Here is a 17,343-nt window from a genome sequence, read left to right as displayed (position 1 = left end):
CCACATCTTGAAGCCAAGGCCGCTCTTGCGACTCATGATAGATCAAGGCTCGGATCCTCGCAATGGAACAAATGCACGCGCGATGTCCGATTGAGCCGCGAAGCGGCCCAGCCCAGCATGCCTTGCATCTCGCGCGAATGACGCCGCTCAGATCGGGTGGAAGGCAGCATGCCAGATTCGGACATCCTCCGACGTCACGCAGACGTGCCCACTGGCATTGAGCACGTTCTGATCGAACTTTGCACTGGCGATCCGGCTGAAGACCTCGATGTATTCCTGCAGCCTGAACTCATCGACGCGCGCCGGCTCGGCAACGACCTCAAGCGCATCGCGCGTAATGATCACGATCTGGTCTCCGATGCCCGAATCCATTACCAGCCGGCCCTCGTCTCCCGACGACATCAAGAATCCAGATTTCAGTTTCAGCGGCATGGCATCCTCCTCTGTTTCCCATAGAATAGTGGCTTGGAAGATATCCGCAGTGACGCAGATCAACATTGCCGTTGATATCAGCCTCTGCGTGTGCGGGGTCGTAGCGACAGCCGTCAGACGGAACGCCGCGTGGCAGGATAAAAGGCACATCGCGACGTGTTCAGGTCGGTCGCCGCCCGCCCATCATGCAGGGGGTGGGTAGCTCCGGGACTCGGACCGATAGCAGCCGACAACTGCATTTGCTCGGTTCCCAGATATCTTTTTATGGTTGTCTATTCGCGATCTGCTGTCCCGGTGCCGATCAGATCAAAATCCCGGTGGCGAGACCGGCATTTCCGGGAATCCGACTATGAGAATCCGATCCATAACCTTTGTGACGCCAATGGTATTCTCGGCCGCGACCCGCGCAGCATTTTTTTCCCGTGCATCCAATACTCTGCCTTCCAGCGTGACAACAGTAGCATCGACACTCACGGTGATAGTGTCGCCCCAGCGTTGTCTGGCGAGTTCAGCCTCAAGTCCGCCTTTAATGTCCGCGTCGATCCTGTTCATCGCCGTTGCAGCCATCTGCTTGATCAAGGTGCGCATGATGTCGGAGCGCGTGACGATGCCGACAATCCTGTCATTCTCGACGACGGGCAAGCGCTTTATGCCGCTATCGGCCATCAGGGAAGCCGCAGCCTTCACCGTCATTCCTGGCTCTACGACTACCGCCGGCGAGGTCATGACCTCGCCAACCTCTTTGCCAAAAGCTTTTGCGTAATCCTCGGCCAAAGCACCGCGTGACGAAAACAGAGTACGCCAGAACGCTTGCGCAGTTTCCGTCCTTAATTCACCGCGCCGCAGGAAATCGCTTTCGCTGATCACTCCGACCACGTGTTCGTGATCATCGACCACCGGCAACCCGCTGAACCCGCAATCCAACATAACGTTGGCCGCTTCCCAGATTTTTGCACTTGGCCCGACTGCAATCGGGTCTGAACTCATAATGGTTCGCACTGTTAGCATGGTCTGACCTCTCTTTTTATGTCGAGAGTAAGTCCGCTCGCCAGAACTGTCCTTGACGCCGGTCAACGTCCTTCTACCGCTGCAACGAACGACGGACCCCGACAGCAAAGAGGAGAGCGGGCTGGCAGAGATCGCCGCCAATCACCGGAATTACGGCCCGGAGAGGAGCGTCATATAGCGACGATCACCGTTTCAAGGACCTTCCCGTTCCAAAGCTTTCTCGCCGACCGCAATGGTTATCTCTCGAGACACCCGACCATGATTTGCAGCCTGGCAAAGTCAACACAAGCACGCTGTCGGGATTGCCCTTGACCACCATTGGAGGCAGAGGCGCTGGAACCGCGTGTAGCTTGCGGTGCCGGCCATCTCGGCGACATCATGTGCGAGATCGGGAGAGCGACTGGCTGAATATCCTATGAACATCGTTATGTAGTTATCCACGGGGTGGAGGAATGTAAATATAGCCATGTTTTAATTTAGAAAATATTCTGCATTGTTCCGCGTATTCTTTTTGATTTTTGTCAAATTATCTCCTGATGCGACAAGGATCTGAGTATACAGTTCGACTATACGATTTTAGTTTTGACTAACCATTTGCGAGAGCACTTTTGCAAGAGATTTCGCATATATCGGAAACCAGTACGATAGAGTCTGATGACTTCATTTCCTCGCCTGAAGGTCGTCAGGCTCCCTCAAACGGCCATCCGCCGGTCCTGAACCCTTGGAAATTCTCGAATGCATATCAAAGATCCTGCGAACAAATTCTCCTCCGCCGAGCTGAGCGCCAGTCTTGGAGAAGGGGAGGAGGCAAAGCCGCTTGTGGCGATCTGCCGTGAACGTCAACTTGAGAACTACATCAAGATCAGCCCTCTGCCAGCGGCGGCGACCTTCTCGCTCTCGGGTCTGGTTGTGTTCCTGAACTGGCCGATCGTCGACAATCTCCTTGTGATGGTATGCCTGTTCATTCTGGTCAGTGCGACCAGCGTCAATTTGACGATATTCATGTTGCACAGAACAGGGCGATATCCGGTGCGCTATTCGAGCCGAATGATCGCGACCGTCGCCATTGAAATCGGTCTGTGCTCGATTGCCTATGGTCTTCTCTCGATGGATCTTTTCGACACGGTCGATGGTGCGGGCCGGGCAATCATACTGGGATGCTTTGCCGCGTCCGTCGCTTGCGGCGCCTGGCTGTTTTCGGCAATCCCGATCGTGGCGATGCTGTGGGTCTTTCCATTCAGCGCTATGGTGCTTTTATCACTAGCGACTCAGCATTTCGCACAATATTGGGTGATGTTGCCGCTGGTTGCGGCCTTCGTCGGCTTTCTGACGACGGCTATTCTGGTCAATGCCCGCCATTTCGCGGCAGGTGTCCATGCGGAGATAGAGATCGACAAGCAACGGCAAATTCTCGGACTTCTTCTCGACGATTTTGAAAAAAATTCTTCCGATTGGCTGTTCGAGATCGATGCGAAAGGACGCATATTGCGCGTATCTCCCCGGCTTTTGGAAATCGTCGGAAAATCGCACAAACAGCTCAAGGGCGAAACGCTCTTGGCAGCGCTTTGCGGTGGCAATAGCCTGATCACACAGGAATGCTATGATCAGCGGTCACGATTCGATCAGATACTGAACGCGGGTCAGGTTTTTTCAGATTTCGTCATATCGTCGAAACATGGCGAGGAGATTCGTTGGTGGTCTCTCAAAGCCAAGCCGTTGCTGGACAAGAATGGCTTTATCGCCAGTTGGCGCGGTCTCGGCACAGATATAACCGAAGCTCGCACTCATGACCTCGAGATGACGCGACTTGGCAATGTCGACTCGCTTACAGGCCTTGCCAACCGATATCGTTTCCAGGCTGATCTGAAGAAGAGGTTCGCAAGAAATGACGGGACCGCGCCTCTGAGCACGCTCTTTCTATTCGATCTCGACAATTTCAAGGGCATCAACGATACGCTCGGGCATGTTGCCGGTGACGCCGTGCTTCAGATGGTTGCCCAACGTCTGAGCCTTGTCACGCAGGGTCAAGGCCTGCTGGCCCGTTTGGGTGGCGACGAATTCGCCTGGCTGGTCCATGACCATGTGGATGCCGTTGCAATACAAGAGTTCGGCGATCGCTGCCGCGCTGCGTTGGCGGCACCTTGGACATATGAAGGCAACGTGCTGCAAATCTATGCGAGTATCGGTGTCGGGTTCTCGCCAACTGACGCTGATACTGATCAGGGATTGATGCAGGTCTGCGATATGGCGCTTTATGCGGCCAAGGAAGCCGGACGCAACACGATTCGTTGCTATCAGGCCGAGATGGGCGCGCGGGCAAAATACAAGAACGACATGCTGAACGATTTGCGCATGAGCATCGGGACCGACGATTTTTTCCTCATGTACCAACCGCAAATCCGCCTGACAGACGGCAAACTCAACGGATTTGAGGCCTTGGTGCGATGGAGACGACCGGGGGCCGGGCTTGTCGGACCGGTCGAATTCATTTCGCTCGCCGAGGAAAGCGGGTTGATCGTTCCGCTCGGCGCCTGGATCATGGAGCAGGCGTGTCGAGACGCCGTGACTTGGCCACAGCACCTCATGATCGGTGTAAACCTCTCGGGGGTTCAGATCGAGCGATCTGATGTCTTGTCGATGATCGACGAAACGCTTGCCGCGACCGGTGTTGCACCTTCCAGACTGGAAGTGGAATTGACTGAATCGACGATCATGCAGGACGACACAGCCATCTTGCCCTTGTTGCAGGCGTTGCGCAAACGGGAGATCAAGGTCGCCTTGGACGATTTCGGTACCGGCTATTCATCGCTGGCCTATTTGCGCAGATTTCCCTTCACCAAGCTCAAAATCGATCGCTCTTTCGTGACGCCGATCGACCATGAGCCAGATGTCGCGGCAATGTCGATCCTAAGGACAATCACCCAGCTGGCCGACGCACTTCAGCTCGAAACGACGGCGGAGGGTGTGGAAAGCTTTACCCAGCAACAGACCTTGCTCGAAATGGGTTGTCGGCTGGGCCAAGGTTATCTCTACAGCAGGCCGTTGACATATGAGGCTGCGACAATGCTCATTCAGCGTCCCGCTGCAGCCGACGTAAAACAGTCGTCTGATACCTCTTCAACGGATGCGACTTGGGAGCAATCGCGTAGTTCGGCCGCTTGAGGCTTTGTACCAGGAGACGCAGCAAACAATCGCACTCCTCAGCAACTCACAGCTGGCCAAGCCTTCGTTACAGCCGACTGCCAGCCCGCTCAACGATCTCCATGCCGGCGAGATCATCTGCCGAATTTCGATGCTCTCGCGTTCTCACGGTACATACAATCCAAAGCTGTTGGCGACGCATTCCGCACTTAACACCTTGCGACTTATGTGAGCATTTCCGGAACGGTGGCCCCAAGTACGTTGGCGATCTGGTCGACGACATCGATGGTCGGGCTATAGATGCATCGCTCGAGCGAGCTGATGTAGGTGCGATCGAGCTTCGCCAGATGAGCCAGCTCTTCCTGAGATAGCCCCTTGGCATTTCGCATCGTTTTCAGGTTTCGAGCAAATGTCTCTCTTATCGTCATGCAAGAGTAAAAGCGGCTTGTAGAGTATACTTCCACGGAGTATTCTCTACAAGCCGGAAGCAATTAATGATTGCATTCAGACGGATGAGCGGAGACGGAGGACACGTTGATCAAAAATGTAAAAAGGGCGAGCCCGATCGACATTCACGTCGGCGAAATGATCAGGTTGCGCCGCCGCGCCATCGGAATGAGCCAGGAGAGATTGGGGCAGGGTCTCGGCATCACATTTCAACAGATACAGAAATATGAAAAAGGGACCAATCGTGTCGGAGCCAGCCGGATGTTGAACCTTGCGACAATCCTCGGCGTTCCAGTGTCGTATTTTTTTCCAGTGCAGCCGGACCAACCGAATGCGCTTTCGTCCGTCCCAGCGGGCAGCGATGAGCTCGTTGGTTTTTTGACGACGATCGAGGGGCGGATGCTAAATACCGCATTTGCACGCGTCGATGGTCCGATCAAGCAAAAAATCGTGTCTCTGGTGGTGGCGATAGCGCGCGCCGGAGAAGATGCCTAGCCTCAGGCGCCTCGTACGCTACGGCTAACTGTGGCAAGGGTTGTCCGGTTATCTTGCAAGCCGTCTCAATCCGTTCGTGGCGATCGCGACCAAAATGATAGAGACGACCGCAAACAGCAACGCTCCGATGTGACGGTAGACCACGACGCCCAAAATACCGCCTGCAAGAAAGGCGATCATCGTACTGCCGTGCAGTAGGATTTTGCGGCTGTTCTTCCCGTTATCTTGATCGTGTCGACCTCTCCGTAAGCCATCCAAGGCAACCGCGATTTCCATGCCAAGATCGGTCGCCATGCCCGATACATGCGTGGTGCGCACCCGCGCCTCTGATATATGGGTCACGATGGCGTTTTGGAGTCCCATAATGAATGCAAGGCCTCCGACCAGAATTGCGACGCGCGTCTGGGTTGCCGGCATCATGTCTATCCAGGCCAAAGGCAACACCAGCATGGCCTCCAGGAGTACGAGAAAGGCGTGCGAGCCTTGGAACGTCCGGCGCTGGCAAACTCTCAGGATCAACGTGCAGGAAGCGGCGCCTAAAATGAAGGCGAGCACGATACCGAAATACAAGACGGGGTAATCCCCCCGTTTTTAACGGGGCTCCGCAGTAGAATTCACGCGGCCATTTTCAGTTTCTGTGCGGGCGTTATGCCGCCGATGCCCATATTGGGCCGTTCGTTGTTGTACGTCCATAGCCACTGCGTGGCGAATTCCTGTGCCTCCTCGATGCTTTCGATGATGTATTGGTCGAGCCATTCATGTCGGACGGTGCGGTTGTAGCGCTCGACATAGGCATTCTGTTGCGGTTTTCCGGGCTGGATGTGGCTCAAGGCAATTCCTTGCGTTTCGGCCCATTCCATCAGTTTGCCACTGACGTACTCAGGCCCATTATCCACACGAATGGCGAACGGTTTGCCGCGCCATTCGATGATCTGGTTCAGACTGCGGATGACGCGTTCAGCAGGCAGCGAAAAGTCTACCTCGATGCCCAGCCCCTCGCGGTTAAAGTCGTCCAGGACATTCAGCAGCCGGAATTGCCTACCGTCCTCCAAACGATCCGCCATGAAATCCATGGACCAAACCAGGTTCGGCGCATCCGGCACAGTCAAGGGATCGGGCTTGTCCCGCTTCAAACGCTTGCGTGGCTTGATCCTGAGGTTCAACTCCAGTTCGCGGTAGATGCGGTATACGCGCTTGTGGTTCCAGCGATGTCCCCGGACATTGCGCAGATAAAGAAAACACAGACCGAAGCCCCACGTCTTCTTTGCCCGCGTTAAGCCGATGAGCAGATCGGCGATCTGCTCGTTCTCGTCGTTCAACTTGGCGCTGTAACGATAGCAGGTCTCGCTGACCGCGAAGGTGCGGCAGGCAAGCGCAACACCAACCCCGCGCAATGCCACTGCTTTCACGGCCATCTCTCGGCGTTGAGACGGCCGTGTTATTTTTTCCCAAAGCCTCCTTCAGAAGTTCGGCCTGCATGCTCATCTCGGCATACATCTTCTTCAGCCGACGGTTCTCATCCTCCAGAGCCTTCATCTGGCTGATCATCGACGCGTCCATGCCGCCGTATTTGGATCGCCATTTGTAAAGGGACGCCGTGCTCATTCCATGTTCCCGGCAAAGCTCGGGTACAGGAACACCGCCTTCTGCCTGGCGCAGGATGGCAAGGATTTGTGGTTCACTGAATCTGCTCGTCTTCATCAAAATCTCCTCGATCATAAAGCCCGAGAAAATTCTACTTTTGAAGTCCGTTATTCGGAGGGGGGATTACCACGGCACCTAACCAATCGCCGATCGCGACGTGGTCCGAAAGCAACGAGACATTGCCTGTCATATTGGCCGAGAAAAATCCGACAGCATAAAACGCGGCAGCGTTCAAAGCCCCTGCGACGGCTGCGAGCGAGGTTGCCAACCTGTCGGCCAATTCATCACGATCGGCTCCCTGTCGGATCAACATGACATTCTTACAGCTCCAAAGCAGTTTCAACGGGTTCCCGTTTTTACCGTTCGCGGTTTTGATGAAATCTGCGGCTTGGCTGGTAGTGCTTCGCTACCATTTTCAACTGTCTCCCTCCTCGGCGGCCAGACGCGGTCGCGGCCGGCGCGCTTGGCGTTGTAGAGCGCGTTGTCGGCCGTGGCGATAAGATCCGTCAACGACGTCGCGCGACGGTCGGCAGTCGCAATGCCGATACTTATTGTCACCAATGCGTCGTTGTTCAGACCTAGATGTGGAATGGCCTCATGAGATAGCAGCTCCCTGACCCGTTCAGCGCATACCCGTGCATCGGCTTCCACAGTATCGGGCAGAACCAATAGCAGCTCCTCGCCACCATAACGAAAGGCCATCTGATCGGGTCGCGTCGCCGCAGCTTTGACGCATTCTGAAACGCGTCTCAGGCAGACGTCACCACCGACATGGCCGTAATGGTCGTTGAAAAGTTTGAAATGGTCGATATCGATCAGTACGACGGATACGAGGTTTGGCCCCTTTTGATCGGTCCAGAGACTATTGGTCACCTCACTCAGATATCGGCGGTTTCCTAGCCCCGTCAGTCCATCTGTGCTGGCGGCTTTTTCCAGCTCCCTGTTCAGCAAGCTCGCTCTGAGCCCTTGGATGAAACCCACGCGTTCGGCCCGCTCTAGGAGGAAGGCCGCAAGCAAGAGCATCATGACAGCACTTGCGAAAGCATGCATCATGATCGCTCGACCAGCCGCTCCAATAGAGCCTGGCGCAACCCAGATGAAATTTGCCTTCAAGACAAACATCAGCAGAAGAACGACCAACGTAGTTGAAAATCTGGCCTTCATCACAACAGCTGCGAACATCATGCAGCAAAGCCCGCCTCCCAGCTGGTATATGGCGGCATCAGCATCAAAGTCTGATTGGACGAGGCGACTCGTTTCGAAAAGCACCGTCATCACAAGAATGAGACCTAACAAGATCTCCTGTAATAGCGGTGGTGCGCCTCGTTTAAGAATGGCGAGACATACCAAGCAAAATGGGGTGAAGATAGTCAGTCGCAAGACGGCATTGGCAGCAAATGTCTCAGGCGACTGAAGCCAGTCGGGTATGAGGGCAATATCATAGAGCACAATAAGTGCTGCAACACATATCATGTTGTGCTTGAGCCGCCGATCTGCCGCGGCAGCGATAAACTCCGCCTCAAGAGGGGGAGTGAAACGTAATTTCCAAAAAGGACGACGCAATTCACGCTTGTAGTGATCTTCAGAACCAGAGGTTATCATCTACGCCGCCGTTACCCAATTGCGTTTGGGCAAATGTAGTATGAAAACATTACTGAAAAATTCATGGGAAACGTTTACCCTTCAAAAACTATTGTCCAGGTTGCGGGCGCACTTGCCGTAGTATTGACGCGTCAGGTGGAGAAAAACCGCTACAACCGGGACGATCCCTGAACAAGGTAGGGGGATCGGCCTCTGTTGCAGCCTCCAGGGCAGATATGCAGCCGTAATTCTCTGCTGTTCGATACAAACGGCTCGCCGAAGGAACGTGCTGACGGTTCTGCCTCCATTGCAAGCAGTTGCGGAGTATCGTTTCGCCCATCGTGCATCAGGGCAGCAACGACAGGGAAAACCGAAGTTGGAAACCGGAATAGGACACGCGGAAGTTCCATAATATTCCTTACGCGATTTTTGCTAAGTGACTGATATTTATATATTATATACATACAACTTCTTACCCGGACTTAGTGTCGATATCTAGCCAGCGACTTGGTCGCCAATGAAATCGCGCCTATAAACTGCGTGCCGCGGTGGACTTCGATGTCCTCAAAGGTTGCTGTCTGGTCAGGAAGGACCACTCCCGCTCATCTCTAGACTGAAGAAACAGATGATTGGCAAAAAATGCTGGGCAGTTTCCGTGGATGATCTGTGCCGGACACCTCAATGCAGTCGAAGCAAGCCAATCCCGCTCTCTATTAATGGCTTCCTGGACCATGCCCGGATCTCCGTCGATCAACCCACTATCGGGGTCGGCTAGCAAGCTGCCGCCGCTTGTCTTCGCCCGCGCGGTGATCGCGCCCTGTCCTGGTCCTCTGAGGAGCCATCGAGCGGGATCGGCCCGCTCCGGACGGAGGTTTCTCATATGGCACAGGATCTTGCCCTCGCACAGTCTCACGCTTTCGCACTGGCCCGCACCCTTATGGTTCCAGTCACGCTTTTCCGATCGGGCGGGGAATTCGGCGTCCTGCCGTCCAACGAACTTGACGACGCCGATGTGGATGTCATCCACGAAATCGATCCTTTCGACTTCGGGCCGGCTCACTGAGCCGGCCTACGCCTTCGGCGTGCCGCTTGCGAGCTGGCGGCCGCAAGGGAGGCTGCGCCGCAGCTGAGGCCGTCGGCGCCATTGTCAGCTGCGCCCTTGCGGCCTTTGCTCTTCGCAGCAGGCCGGTGTGGTCACGCTAAATTTCGCGGGACGGAAAGACAAAGAAGGCGTTCGCTCGGCGATCGAAAGGAAGATGAAGAGAGAAGATATCGAAATTTTGAGGCAGGCGGTGAGTTGCAGCGCGGTTCTAGAAACCGCCGGCTTCGCCATCGATCTCAAGGAAAGCACAAAGCGGGCCGTCAAATATCGCCGCACAGGCGAGATCGTGATCGTCACACATGAGGGACGTGGTTGGTTCGACCCTCTCGGAGACGACAAGGGCGATGTCTTCTCTCTTGTCGTCTATCTCGATCATGTCGGATTTCCCGAAGGGATCCAACGTGTCGCCGCACTCGTCGGCTTCGAGCCGTCCGCGACGGTATGGCGCCAGCCGTCCCGCGAGCTGTCTCGCGACATCAGTCTTACCGAACGATGGCTCCAGCGGCGCCGACCGTGGCCCGGCTCGGCGGGCTGGAAATATCTCAGTGGCGAGCGAAATCTTCCAGCGATCGTGCTTCGCGCCGCCGTCTCTCAAGACAGCCTGCGTGAAGGACCGCGTGGCAGCATGTGGGCGGCACATAGGGATCTTTCCGGACAAATCCTGGGTTGGGAGGCCCGCGGCCCCGAGTGGCGCGGCTTTGCGACGGGCGGCACCAAAACCCTGTTTAGCCTCGGCCCGCCGAACGGGCAGCGCATGTGCGTGACAGAGGCCGCGATCGACGCCATGAGCCTGGCCGCGATCGAGGGAATGCGGGAAGGCACTCTTTATCTCAGCACCGGTGGCGGTTGGTCGCCCGCCACTGAATCCGCCCTGAGAATTCTCGGTGAGCGGTCTGCCGCTATGCTGGTTGCGGCGACAGATGCCAATTCTCAGGGCGAAGCATTCGCGCAACGGCTGCGTGCTCTCGCCGAAGACGCCGGATGTGGATGGCAGCGCCTGCGGCCGCCGGCGGAAGACTGGAACGAGGCGCTGAAACAGAAGGAGGAGGAAAGAAGAAGCGGGACGAAGGGAGTTGCAGACGTGCCGCATCCGCAGCGCCCGCGTCAAGGGAGGCTGCGCCCGGCTCTGCCGGCCCTTGACCCGGCCGCTTGCGATGCCGGCGGCGCGGGAGGGGTAACGAAGGACTGAAGAGGATGGCAAGTCGGGATGACGTGTCGCGCTTCGGTTCGGAACAACTCCGAAGGAGCCGTCAATGAATACTTCTTCTCCAACCGCCAAGGTCTACCAGGGCGTCGCCAGCCGCCAACAGATGTTTCGCATGTTCGACCGGCATCACCAGCGACCCAACCGCTGGGACGATGACGCCATGTCGCTCTACACCGGGGAATGGTTCGAGATCGGCGAGGCCGAGCATGACTACATGTTCGAGATCCTGCCACCGCTCTGGATCCGCGGATCGGTGTTCGCAATGCGCGATTTTCTGACGGGCTCGGTGACGAGCGTCTTCTTCGCACTGCGCATCGACGGTTCGATCCGCCATTTTCATAGTTATTGCGATCTGTCCGACCAGGGTTCGGTCGAGCGCATGCGCGTGGCGATCACCGAACGGGAAAGCCGGCCGATCAGGGCAATGACGCGCCAGGAGTGGCTCGAGCATATCTGGAGCACCACCGTGGATCAGTATCGTGATTATTCCGACGAGAACTGCCCGCAATATCTTCCCGGCAGACGGCTGATAACGATCTACGGCGCAGCCGGGGCGGTCCAGCAGACGCTGCTGGACGATCTCACCGATAATGAAATTGCCGCCAAGCTGCCGGTGCAGCTGCGTCATCTTCCCATCGCCGCGTGAGGTGATCATGCTTTCCTTTCCGATCGCATCCGTGCGCGAGGTTATCGCCCGCGGCCTTACCGACGCGCAGGCCAATGGCGGCTTTCGCAATCCCCATTACGGGCTTCAGCCCGGCAAGGACGAGACGCCAGGTATATGGCTCGTTGGTGATCATGGGATCTATCTGATGTCGAACGGCAAGTTGCCAGAGGGTGCTCGCCCCATGGTTCTTTATGCCGATGAATGCAATCCGCGCAGCAACGACGACTGGTTTACGGTGAAGCGCAGCACCTATGGCGGCGACGATGGTATCGATTTCCTCGACGCCGAACAGATCGAAGCCATGATGGCGGCGAGTCCTGATGCCACTCATCTGTGCATCGCTTTCACCCCTGACACCATGCAGATTTTCATGGTCGAGAGACCCTAGGACACAACCGGTCCGATCAACGGCCTCAGGCGCATCTCCCCTCATCCAACACCGTCCCATCGACTGCGCTTCGGCAGAACGAGGACACTTGCCCCAAAAGGAGTTTTTCGATGAGCAACGATCCCTTCACGCTCGATATGTTCGGCAGCAGTTCGCTGTCATCCGGCCTCGGCCTCGGTGTTACCGCCTTTGGCGGGTTCGATCCCGTCGCCGCCAATGACGACGATCCGGAACCGACACCGCCCGCCCCTGCCCCGGCATTGCCAGCCGACAGGTCCACACCTCCACCGGCGCCACGCAAGCAGGGACAGCATCAGAACTTCTACCTGGACGACAGCGATCGCGGCCTGGCGGCGAGCTGGAAGGAACGGGCGCGGATGAACATCGCGGCGATCCTCGCCGCCCACCAGATCGAGAAGCAGGACCGGCCCGCCACCCGCGAAGAGCAGGCGAGGCTGATCCGGTTTACCGGCTTCGGGGCTTCGGAACTGGCCAACGGCATGTTCCGGCGGCCCGGCGAGATCGATTTCCGAAAAGGCTGGGACGAGCTCGGCGCGTCGCTGGAAAGCGCCGTCAGCGAAGCTGATTACGCATCTCTGGCGCGTTGCACCCAGTATGCACATTTCACCCCCGAATTCATCGTCCAGGCAATATGGGCCGGGTTACAGCGGCTCGGATGGCGTGGCGGTCGGGTTCTCGAACCGGGCATTGGCACCGGCCTGTTCCCGGCGCTGATGCCGCAGGCGCTGCGCGACAAGAGTTTCGTCACCGGTGTCGAGCTCGATCCGGTGACGGCTCGGATTGCCAGGCTGTTGCAGCCGAAGGCGCGGATCATTGCGGGAGATTTCGCGCGAACCGATCTGGCGCCGATCTACGATCTCGCAATCGGCAACCCACCTTTTTATGATCGCAGCGTGCGTTCGGACCGGGCCTACCGTACCCTCTGGCTGCGCCTGCACGACTATTTTATCGCCCGCTCGATCGATCTCCTGAAGCCAGGCGCCCTTGCCGCGTTCGTCACCAGCACCGGTACGATGGACAAGATGGACAGTACCGCGCGCGAGCATATCGCCAAATCGGCGGACTTGATTGCGGCGATCCGCCTGCCAGAAGGCAGCTTCCGCCGTGACGCCGGCACGGATGTCGTCGTCGATCTCCTGTTTTTCCGCAAGCGCAAGGCTGGCGATCCCGAAGGCGACCTGTCGTGGCTCGATGTCGAAGAAGTTCGTCCCGTGACAGCCGACGACGGCGCCATCCTGGTGAACCGCTGGTTCGCCCGGCGCCCCGCTTTCGTGCTCGGCACCCACGCCCTCACCTCCGGTCCTTTCGGGGAGACCTACACGTGCCAACCGCGGGCCGGCGACGACCTGGACGCGGTGCTGGCAGCCGCGATCGGGATGCTGCCCGATGGCCGCTACGATGGCGAGCCGACGCCGATCGACATCGATCTGGAAGCGGAGCTCGGCGATATCGTCGATCTCAGGCCCGACAATGCGAGGATCCGCGAGGGCAGTTTCTTCATCGATATCCGGCAGGGCCTGATGCAGATGATCGATGGCGTTCCGGTCGCGATCAAGGTTCGCAAGGGACGCGGCGGTGACGGGCTCACCGAAAAGCACGTGCGCATCGTCAGCAAGCTCATTCCGATCCGTGACGCGGTGCGCGACGTCCTGAAAGCGCAGGAGCAGGATCGCCACTGGCGCGATCTCCAAGTCCGGCTTCGCATCGCCTGGTCGAGCTTCGTGCGCGATTTCGGGCCGATCAATCACACGACGGTATCGATCAGCGAGGATGAGGAAAGCGGCGAGATCCGAGAAATACACCGTCGCCCAAACCTGCAGCCGTTCCTGGACGACCCGAATTGCTGGCTGGTGGCCTCGATCGAGGACTATGATCTCGAGACCGACACGGCAAAACCCGGTCCGATCTTTTCCGAGCGGGTCATCTCGCCCCCTGCCCCGCCGGTGATCACCTCCGCGACCGATGCGCTGGCCGTCGTCCTCAATGAACGCGGCCGCGTCGACGTCGACCATGTCGCCGAGCTCCTGCATCGTGACCCCGATGCCGTCATCGACGAGCTCGACGATGCCATCTTCCGTGCTCCAGAAGACGGCTCTTGGCAGACTTCGGATGCCTACCTCTCCGGCGCGGTTCGCACCAAGCTAAAAGCAGCTGAAGCCGCGGCCGCTCTCGATCCGGTTTTCGAGCGCAATGTCTGCGCGCTGCAGGCGGTCCAACCCGCCGATCTTCGCCCCTCCGATATTACCGCCCGTCTCGGCGCACCCTGGATCCCGGCCGCCGATGTCGTCGCCTTCGTGCACGAGACGATGAGTGTTGATATCCGCATTCACCACATGCCGGAGCTCGGATCCTGGACGGTCGAAGCACGACAACTTGGGTACAGCGCAATTGGCACCTCGGAGTGGGGCACCAGCCGGCGGCATGCCGGCGAACTGCTGGCCGATGCGCTCAACAGCCGCGTGCCGCAGATCTTCGACGTGTTCAGGGATGTCGACGGAGAGCGCCGGGTGCTCAACGTCGTCGATACAGAAGCGGCGCGTGACAAGCTGCAGAAGATCAAGCAAGCTTTCCAGAACTGGGTATGGACCGACCCGGATCGCACCGACCGGCTGGCGCGGGTCTATAACAACCGCTTCAACAATATCGCGCCTCGAGAGTTCGACGGCACCCATCTCAAGCTTCCCGGCGCCTCTGGCGCCTTTACTTTGTATGGACACCAGAAACGCGGCATTTGGCGGATTATCTCTTCCGGCTCGACCTATCTTGCGCATGCCGTCGGCGCCGGCAAGACGATGACCATGGCTGCCGCCATCATGGAACAGCGCCGTCTCGGCCTGATCGCCAAGGCCATGCTCGTCGTCCCCGGCCATTGCCTGGCACAGGCCGCCCGTGAGTTCTTGGCGCTTTACCCGAATGCCCGCATCCTCGTGGCCGACGAGACCAACTTCACCAAAGACAAACGAGCCCGTTTCCTGTCGCGGGCGGCGACCGCGATGTGGGACGCGATCATCATCACCCACTCGGCATTCCGGTTCATCGCGGTGCCGTCGGTGTTCGAGCAACAGATGATCCAGGACGAACTGCAGCTCTACGAGGAACTTCTGACCAAGGTCGACAGCGAGGATCGCGTGTCCCGCAAGCGGCTCGAACGGCTGAAGGAAGGCCTGAAGGAGCGGCTCCAGTCGCTTACGACGCGCAAGGATGATCTGCTCACCATCTCGGAAATCGGCGTAGACCAGATCATCGTCGATGAAGCGCAGGAATTCCGCAAGCTCTCCTTCGCCACCAACATGTCGACGCTGAAGGGCATCGATCCGAATGGCTCGCAGCGCGCTTGGGATCTCTATGTGAAGTCGCGGTTCCTCGAAACAAAGAACCCGGGTCGCGCTCTGCTGCTCGCCTCCGGCACGCCGATCACCAACACGCTTGGCGAGATGTTTTCGATCCAGCGGCTGCTCGGCCACCAGGCGCTGCACGAGCGCGGGCTTCACGAATTCGACGCCTGGGCCTCGACCTTCGGTGATACGACAACCGAACTGGAAATCCAGCCGTCCGGCAAATACAAGCCGGTCAGCCGGTTCGCGAGCTTCGTCAACGTTCCGGAGTTGATCGCCATGTTCCGCTCGTTCGCCGATGTCGTCATCCCGGAAGATCTGCGGCAATACGTCAAGGTGCCGGATATTTCGACCGGCCGGCGTCAGATCCTGACGGCCAGGCCGACACAAGCCTTCAAGAACTACCAGACGATTCTCGACGCCCGCATCAAGGCAATCGAGAAGCGAGAGGGGCCGGCAAGGCCCGGTGACGATATCCTGCTCTCCGTCATTACCGACGGTCGCCATGCGGCGATCGATCTTCGGCTCGTGGACCCGGACAATGACAACGAGCCAGACAACAAGCTGAATATCCTTGTGAACAATGCCTTCCGCATTTGGAACGAGACCGGCGAGCGCCGTTACACCCGGCCCGACGGCAAGCCGTTCGAGCTACCGGGTGCTGCGCAGATGATTTTTTCCGATCTCGGAACGATCAGTGTCGAGAAAACGCGCGGTTTTTCGGCCTATCGCTGGATCCGCGATGAATTGATCAGGCTGGGCGTGCCGGCGTCGGAAATCGCTTACATGCAGGATTTCAAGAAGACCGAAGCCAAGCAGCGCCTGTTCGGCGACGTACGCGCCGGCAAGGTCCGCTTCCTGATCGGCTCCTCAGAGTCCATGGGCACTGGCGTCAATGCGCAGCTCAGGCTCAAAGCCCTTCATCACCTCGACGTTCCCTGGCTTCCCTCTCAGATCGAGCAGCGCGAGGGTCGCATCGTTCGCCAAGGCAATCAGCACGATGAGGTCGATATCTTCGCCTATGCCACGCAGGGCTCGCTCGACGCTTCGATGTGGCAGAACAACGAGCGCAAGGCCCGCTTTATCGCCGCGGCACTGTCTGGCGATACCTCCATCCGCAGGTTGGAGGATCTCGGAGAGGGTGCCGCCAACCAGTTCGCCATGGCGAAAGCGATCGCATCGGGCGATGAGCGTCTGATGCTTAAGGCTGGCCTCGAAGCCGATATCGCTCGCCTCGAACGGCTGCGTGCGGCGCACGAGGACGATCAGTATGCCGTCCGGCGGCAAAGCCGCGATGCCGAGCGCGATATCGAGATATCGACGCGCCGCATCGGCGAAATCGGCAAGGACATAGAACGTCTTGTGCCGACCTCCGGCGACGCATTCGTTATGACCGTCACTGATCAGACCTATGAGGAGCGCAAGGATGCCGGCCGCACGCTGATGAAGGAGATCCTGACGCTTGTGCAGTTTCAGCAAGAGGGCGAGGTGGTTCTTGCTTCAATCGGCGGATTCGATCTTGTCTACGACGGTGAGAGGTTCGGCAAGGGCGACGGCTACCGCTACCAGACGATCCTTCAGCGAACCGGCGCGGACTATGAAATCGATCTCGACGTCACGGTCACGCCCCTTGGCGCAATCTCCCGGCTCGAGCACGCCCTCGACGGGTTCGAGGAAGAGAGCGAGCGATATCATCATCGCCTCGAGGAAGCGCGCCGGCGGCTCGCCTCCTACCGCTCGCGTGAGGGAACCGTCTTCGCATTCGCTGAGGAATTGGCTGAAAAGCGTGGGAAGCTTAAGGACGTTGAGGTCGCCTTGGCCGAAGAGGTCCGAGAGAGTAAGGCAGTCTGACAAATATGGTCCGGATCGGCTGTC

14 protein-coding genes are annotated in these 17,343 nt (G+C 57.9%); 7 read left to right on the top strand and 7 right to left on the bottom strand.

The genetic code is table 11. From position 1 onward, the window contains the following. Nucleotides 1–147 precede the first annotated feature (147 nt). Together GVL52_RS22185 and GVL52_RS22180 are read right to left on the bottom strand one after the other, a co-directional pair. On the bottom strand, nt 148–432 hold the full coding sequence (locus GVL52_RS22185; protein ID WP_159952668.1) for a hypothetical protein: 285 nt from the start codon (nt 430–432) through the stop codon (nt 148–150). A gap of 306 nt (nt 433–738) precedes the next feature. Beyond that, nucleotides 739–1,506 carry a CBS domain-containing protein gene (locus tag GVL52_RS22180; protein ID WP_160011123.1) on the bottom strand — a complete coding sequence of 256 codons (768 nt, stop codon included), beginning with the start codon at nt 1,504–1,506 and terminating at the stop codon, nt 739–741. Between the two features lie 669 nt (nt 1,507–2,175). On the opposite strand from GVL52_RS22180, the gene GVL52_RS22175 reads away from it, so the two are divergent. Next, complete coding sequence (locus tag GVL52_RS22175) at nt 2,176–4,602, top strand: bifunctional diguanylate cyclase/phosphodiesterase (RefSeq protein ID WP_160011121.1); 2,427 nt, start codon at nt 2,176–2,178, stop codon at nt 4,600–4,602. Between the two features lie 203 nt (nt 4,603–4,805). On the opposite strand, the gene GVL52_RS22170 is transcribed toward GVL52_RS22175, so the two are convergent. Then, the gene (locus tag GVL52_RS22170; RefSeq protein WP_159952665.1) at nt 4,806–5,009 is read right to left on the bottom strand and encodes a helix-turn-helix domain-containing protein; all 204 of its coding nucleotides are present in this window, start codon (nt 5,007–5,009) and stop codon (nt 4,806–4,808) included. 106 nt (nt 5,010–5,115) lie between these two features. Here GVL52_RS22170 and GVL52_RS22165 point away from each other — a divergent pair, with 106 nt between their 5' ends. Then, nucleotides 5,116–5,523: a helix-turn-helix domain-containing protein gene (locus tag GVL52_RS22165; protein ID WP_159952664.1), complete on the top strand. Its 408-nt coding sequence runs from the start codon at nt 5,116–5,118 to the stop codon at nt 5,521–5,523. Between the two features lie 48 nt (nt 5,524–5,571). Here the strand turns inward: GVL52_RS22165 and GVL52_RS22160 are convergent, their stop codons facing one another. From GVL52_RS22160 to GVL52_RS22145, 4 genes are all read right to left on the bottom strand, one after another. Next, on the bottom strand, nt 5,572–6,093 hold the full coding sequence (locus tag GVL52_RS22160; RefSeq protein ID WP_160011119.1) for a YoaK family protein: 522 nt from the start codon (nt 6,091–6,093) through the stop codon (nt 5,572–5,574). Between the two features lie 44 nt (nt 6,094–6,137). Then, a protein-coding gene (locus GVL52_RS22155; protein ID WP_160011117.1) for an IS3 family transposase occupies nt 6,138–7,224 on the bottom strand; the annotation gives its coding sequence in 2 pieces (ribosomal slippage) (nt 6,138–6,969 and nt 6,968–7,224; 1,089 coding nt in all). Between the two features lie 34 nt (nt 7,225–7,258). Then, on the bottom strand, nt 7,259–7,480 hold the full coding sequence (locus tag GVL52_RS22150) for a DUF1275 family protein (RefSeq protein ID WP_200847882.1): 222 nt from the start codon (nt 7,478–7,480) through the stop codon (nt 7,259–7,261). 26 nt (nt 7,481–7,506) lie between these two features. Then, nucleotides 7,507–8,769: a GGDEF domain-containing protein gene (locus GVL52_RS22145; RefSeq protein WP_160011115.1), complete on the bottom strand. Its 1,263-nt coding sequence runs from the start codon at nt 8,767–8,769 to the stop codon at nt 7,507–7,509. An 859-nt stretch (nt 8,770–9,628) separates the two neighbouring features. Between GVL52_RS22145 and GVL52_RS22140 the strand changes: the two genes are divergently transcribed. The 5 genes from GVL52_RS22140 to GVL52_RS22120 all read left to right on the top strand — a co-directional run bounded on the left by GVL52_RS22140 (nt 9,629) and on the right by GVL52_RS22120 (nt 17,319). After that, a complete protein-coding gene (locus tag GVL52_RS22140) occupies nt 9,629–9,811 on the top strand; it encodes a hypothetical protein (protein WP_160011113.1) in 183 nt (60 codons plus the stop codon). A gap of 193 nt (nt 9,812–10,004) precedes the next feature. Further along, nucleotides 10,005–11,039 (top strand): DUF3991 and toprim domain-containing protein, encoded by a 1,035-nt coding sequence (locus GVL52_RS22135; RefSeq protein ID WP_160011216.1) that lies wholly within the window; start codon nt 10,005–10,007, stop codon nt 11,037–11,039. A 64-nt stretch (nt 11,040–11,103) separates the two neighbouring features. Beyond that, on the top strand, nt 11,104–11,703 hold the full coding sequence (locus GVL52_RS22130; protein ID WP_160011111.1) for a DUF1419 domain-containing protein: 600 nt from the start codon (nt 11,104–11,106) through the stop codon (nt 11,701–11,703). 7 nt (nt 11,704–11,710) lie between these two features. Further along, a complete protein-coding gene (locus GVL52_RS22125; RefSeq protein WP_160011109.1) occupies nt 11,711–12,112 on the top strand; it encodes a DUF3085 domain-containing protein in 402 nt (133 codons plus the stop codon). Nucleotides 12,113–12,222: 110 nt separating this feature from the next. After that, nucleotides 12,223–17,319 carry a DEAD/DEAH box helicase family protein gene (locus GVL52_RS22120; RefSeq protein ID WP_160011107.1) on the top strand — a complete coding sequence of 1,699 codons (5,097 nt, stop codon included), beginning with the start codon at nt 12,223–12,225 and terminating at the stop codon, nt 17,317–17,319. The last annotated feature ends 24 nt before the right edge of the window (nt 17,320–17,343 follow it).

The organism is Rhizobium sp. 18055 (assembly GCF_902706285.1).
Taxonomy (GTDB): Bacteria; Pseudomonadota; Alphaproteobacteria; order Rhizobiales; family Rhizobiaceae; genus Rhizobium.
This window is presented reverse-complemented; position numbering and strand designations above follow the sequence as displayed.

Bases quoted from the DNA above. Each gene is read 5' to 3' on its own strand.
- GVL52_RS22185 (WP_159952668.1), bottom strand. From the start codon at position 432: ATGCCGCTGAAACTGAAATCTGGATTCTTGATGTCGTCGGGAGACGAG.
- GVL52_RS22175 (WP_160011121.1), top strand. From the start codon at position 2,176: ATGCATATCAAAGATCCTGCGAACAAATTCTCCTCCGCCGAGCTGAGC.
- GVL52_RS22170 (WP_159952665.1), bottom strand. From the start codon at position 5,009: ATGACGATAAGAGAGACATTTGCTCGAAACCTGAAAACGATGCGAAAT.
- GVL52_RS22150 (WP_200847882.1), bottom strand. From the start codon at position 7,480: ATGTTGATCCGACAGGGAGCCGATCGTGATGAATTGGCCGACAGGTTG.
- GVL52_RS22145 (WP_160011115.1), bottom strand. From the start codon at position 8,769: ATGATAACCTCTGGTTCTGAAGATCACTACAAGCGTGAATTGCGTCGT.
- GVL52_RS22140 (WP_160011113.1), top strand. From the start codon at position 9,629: ATGGCACAGGATCTTGCCCTCGCACAGTCTCACGCTTTCGCACTGGCC.
- GVL52_RS22135 (WP_160011216.1), top strand. From the start codon at position 10,005: ATGAAGAGAGAAGATATCGAAATTTTGAGGCAGGCGGTGAGTTGCAGC.
- GVL52_RS22130 (WP_160011111.1), top strand. From the start codon at position 11,104: ATGAATACTTCTTCTCCAACCGCCAAGGTCTACCAGGGCGTCGCCAGC.
- GVL52_RS22125 (WP_160011109.1), top strand. From the start codon at position 11,711: ATGCTTTCCTTTCCGATCGCATCCGTGCGCGAGGTTATCGCCCGCGGC.
- GVL52_RS22120 (WP_160011107.1), top strand. From the start codon at position 12,223: ATGAGCAACGATCCCTTCACGCTCGATATGTTCGGCAGCAGTTCGCTG.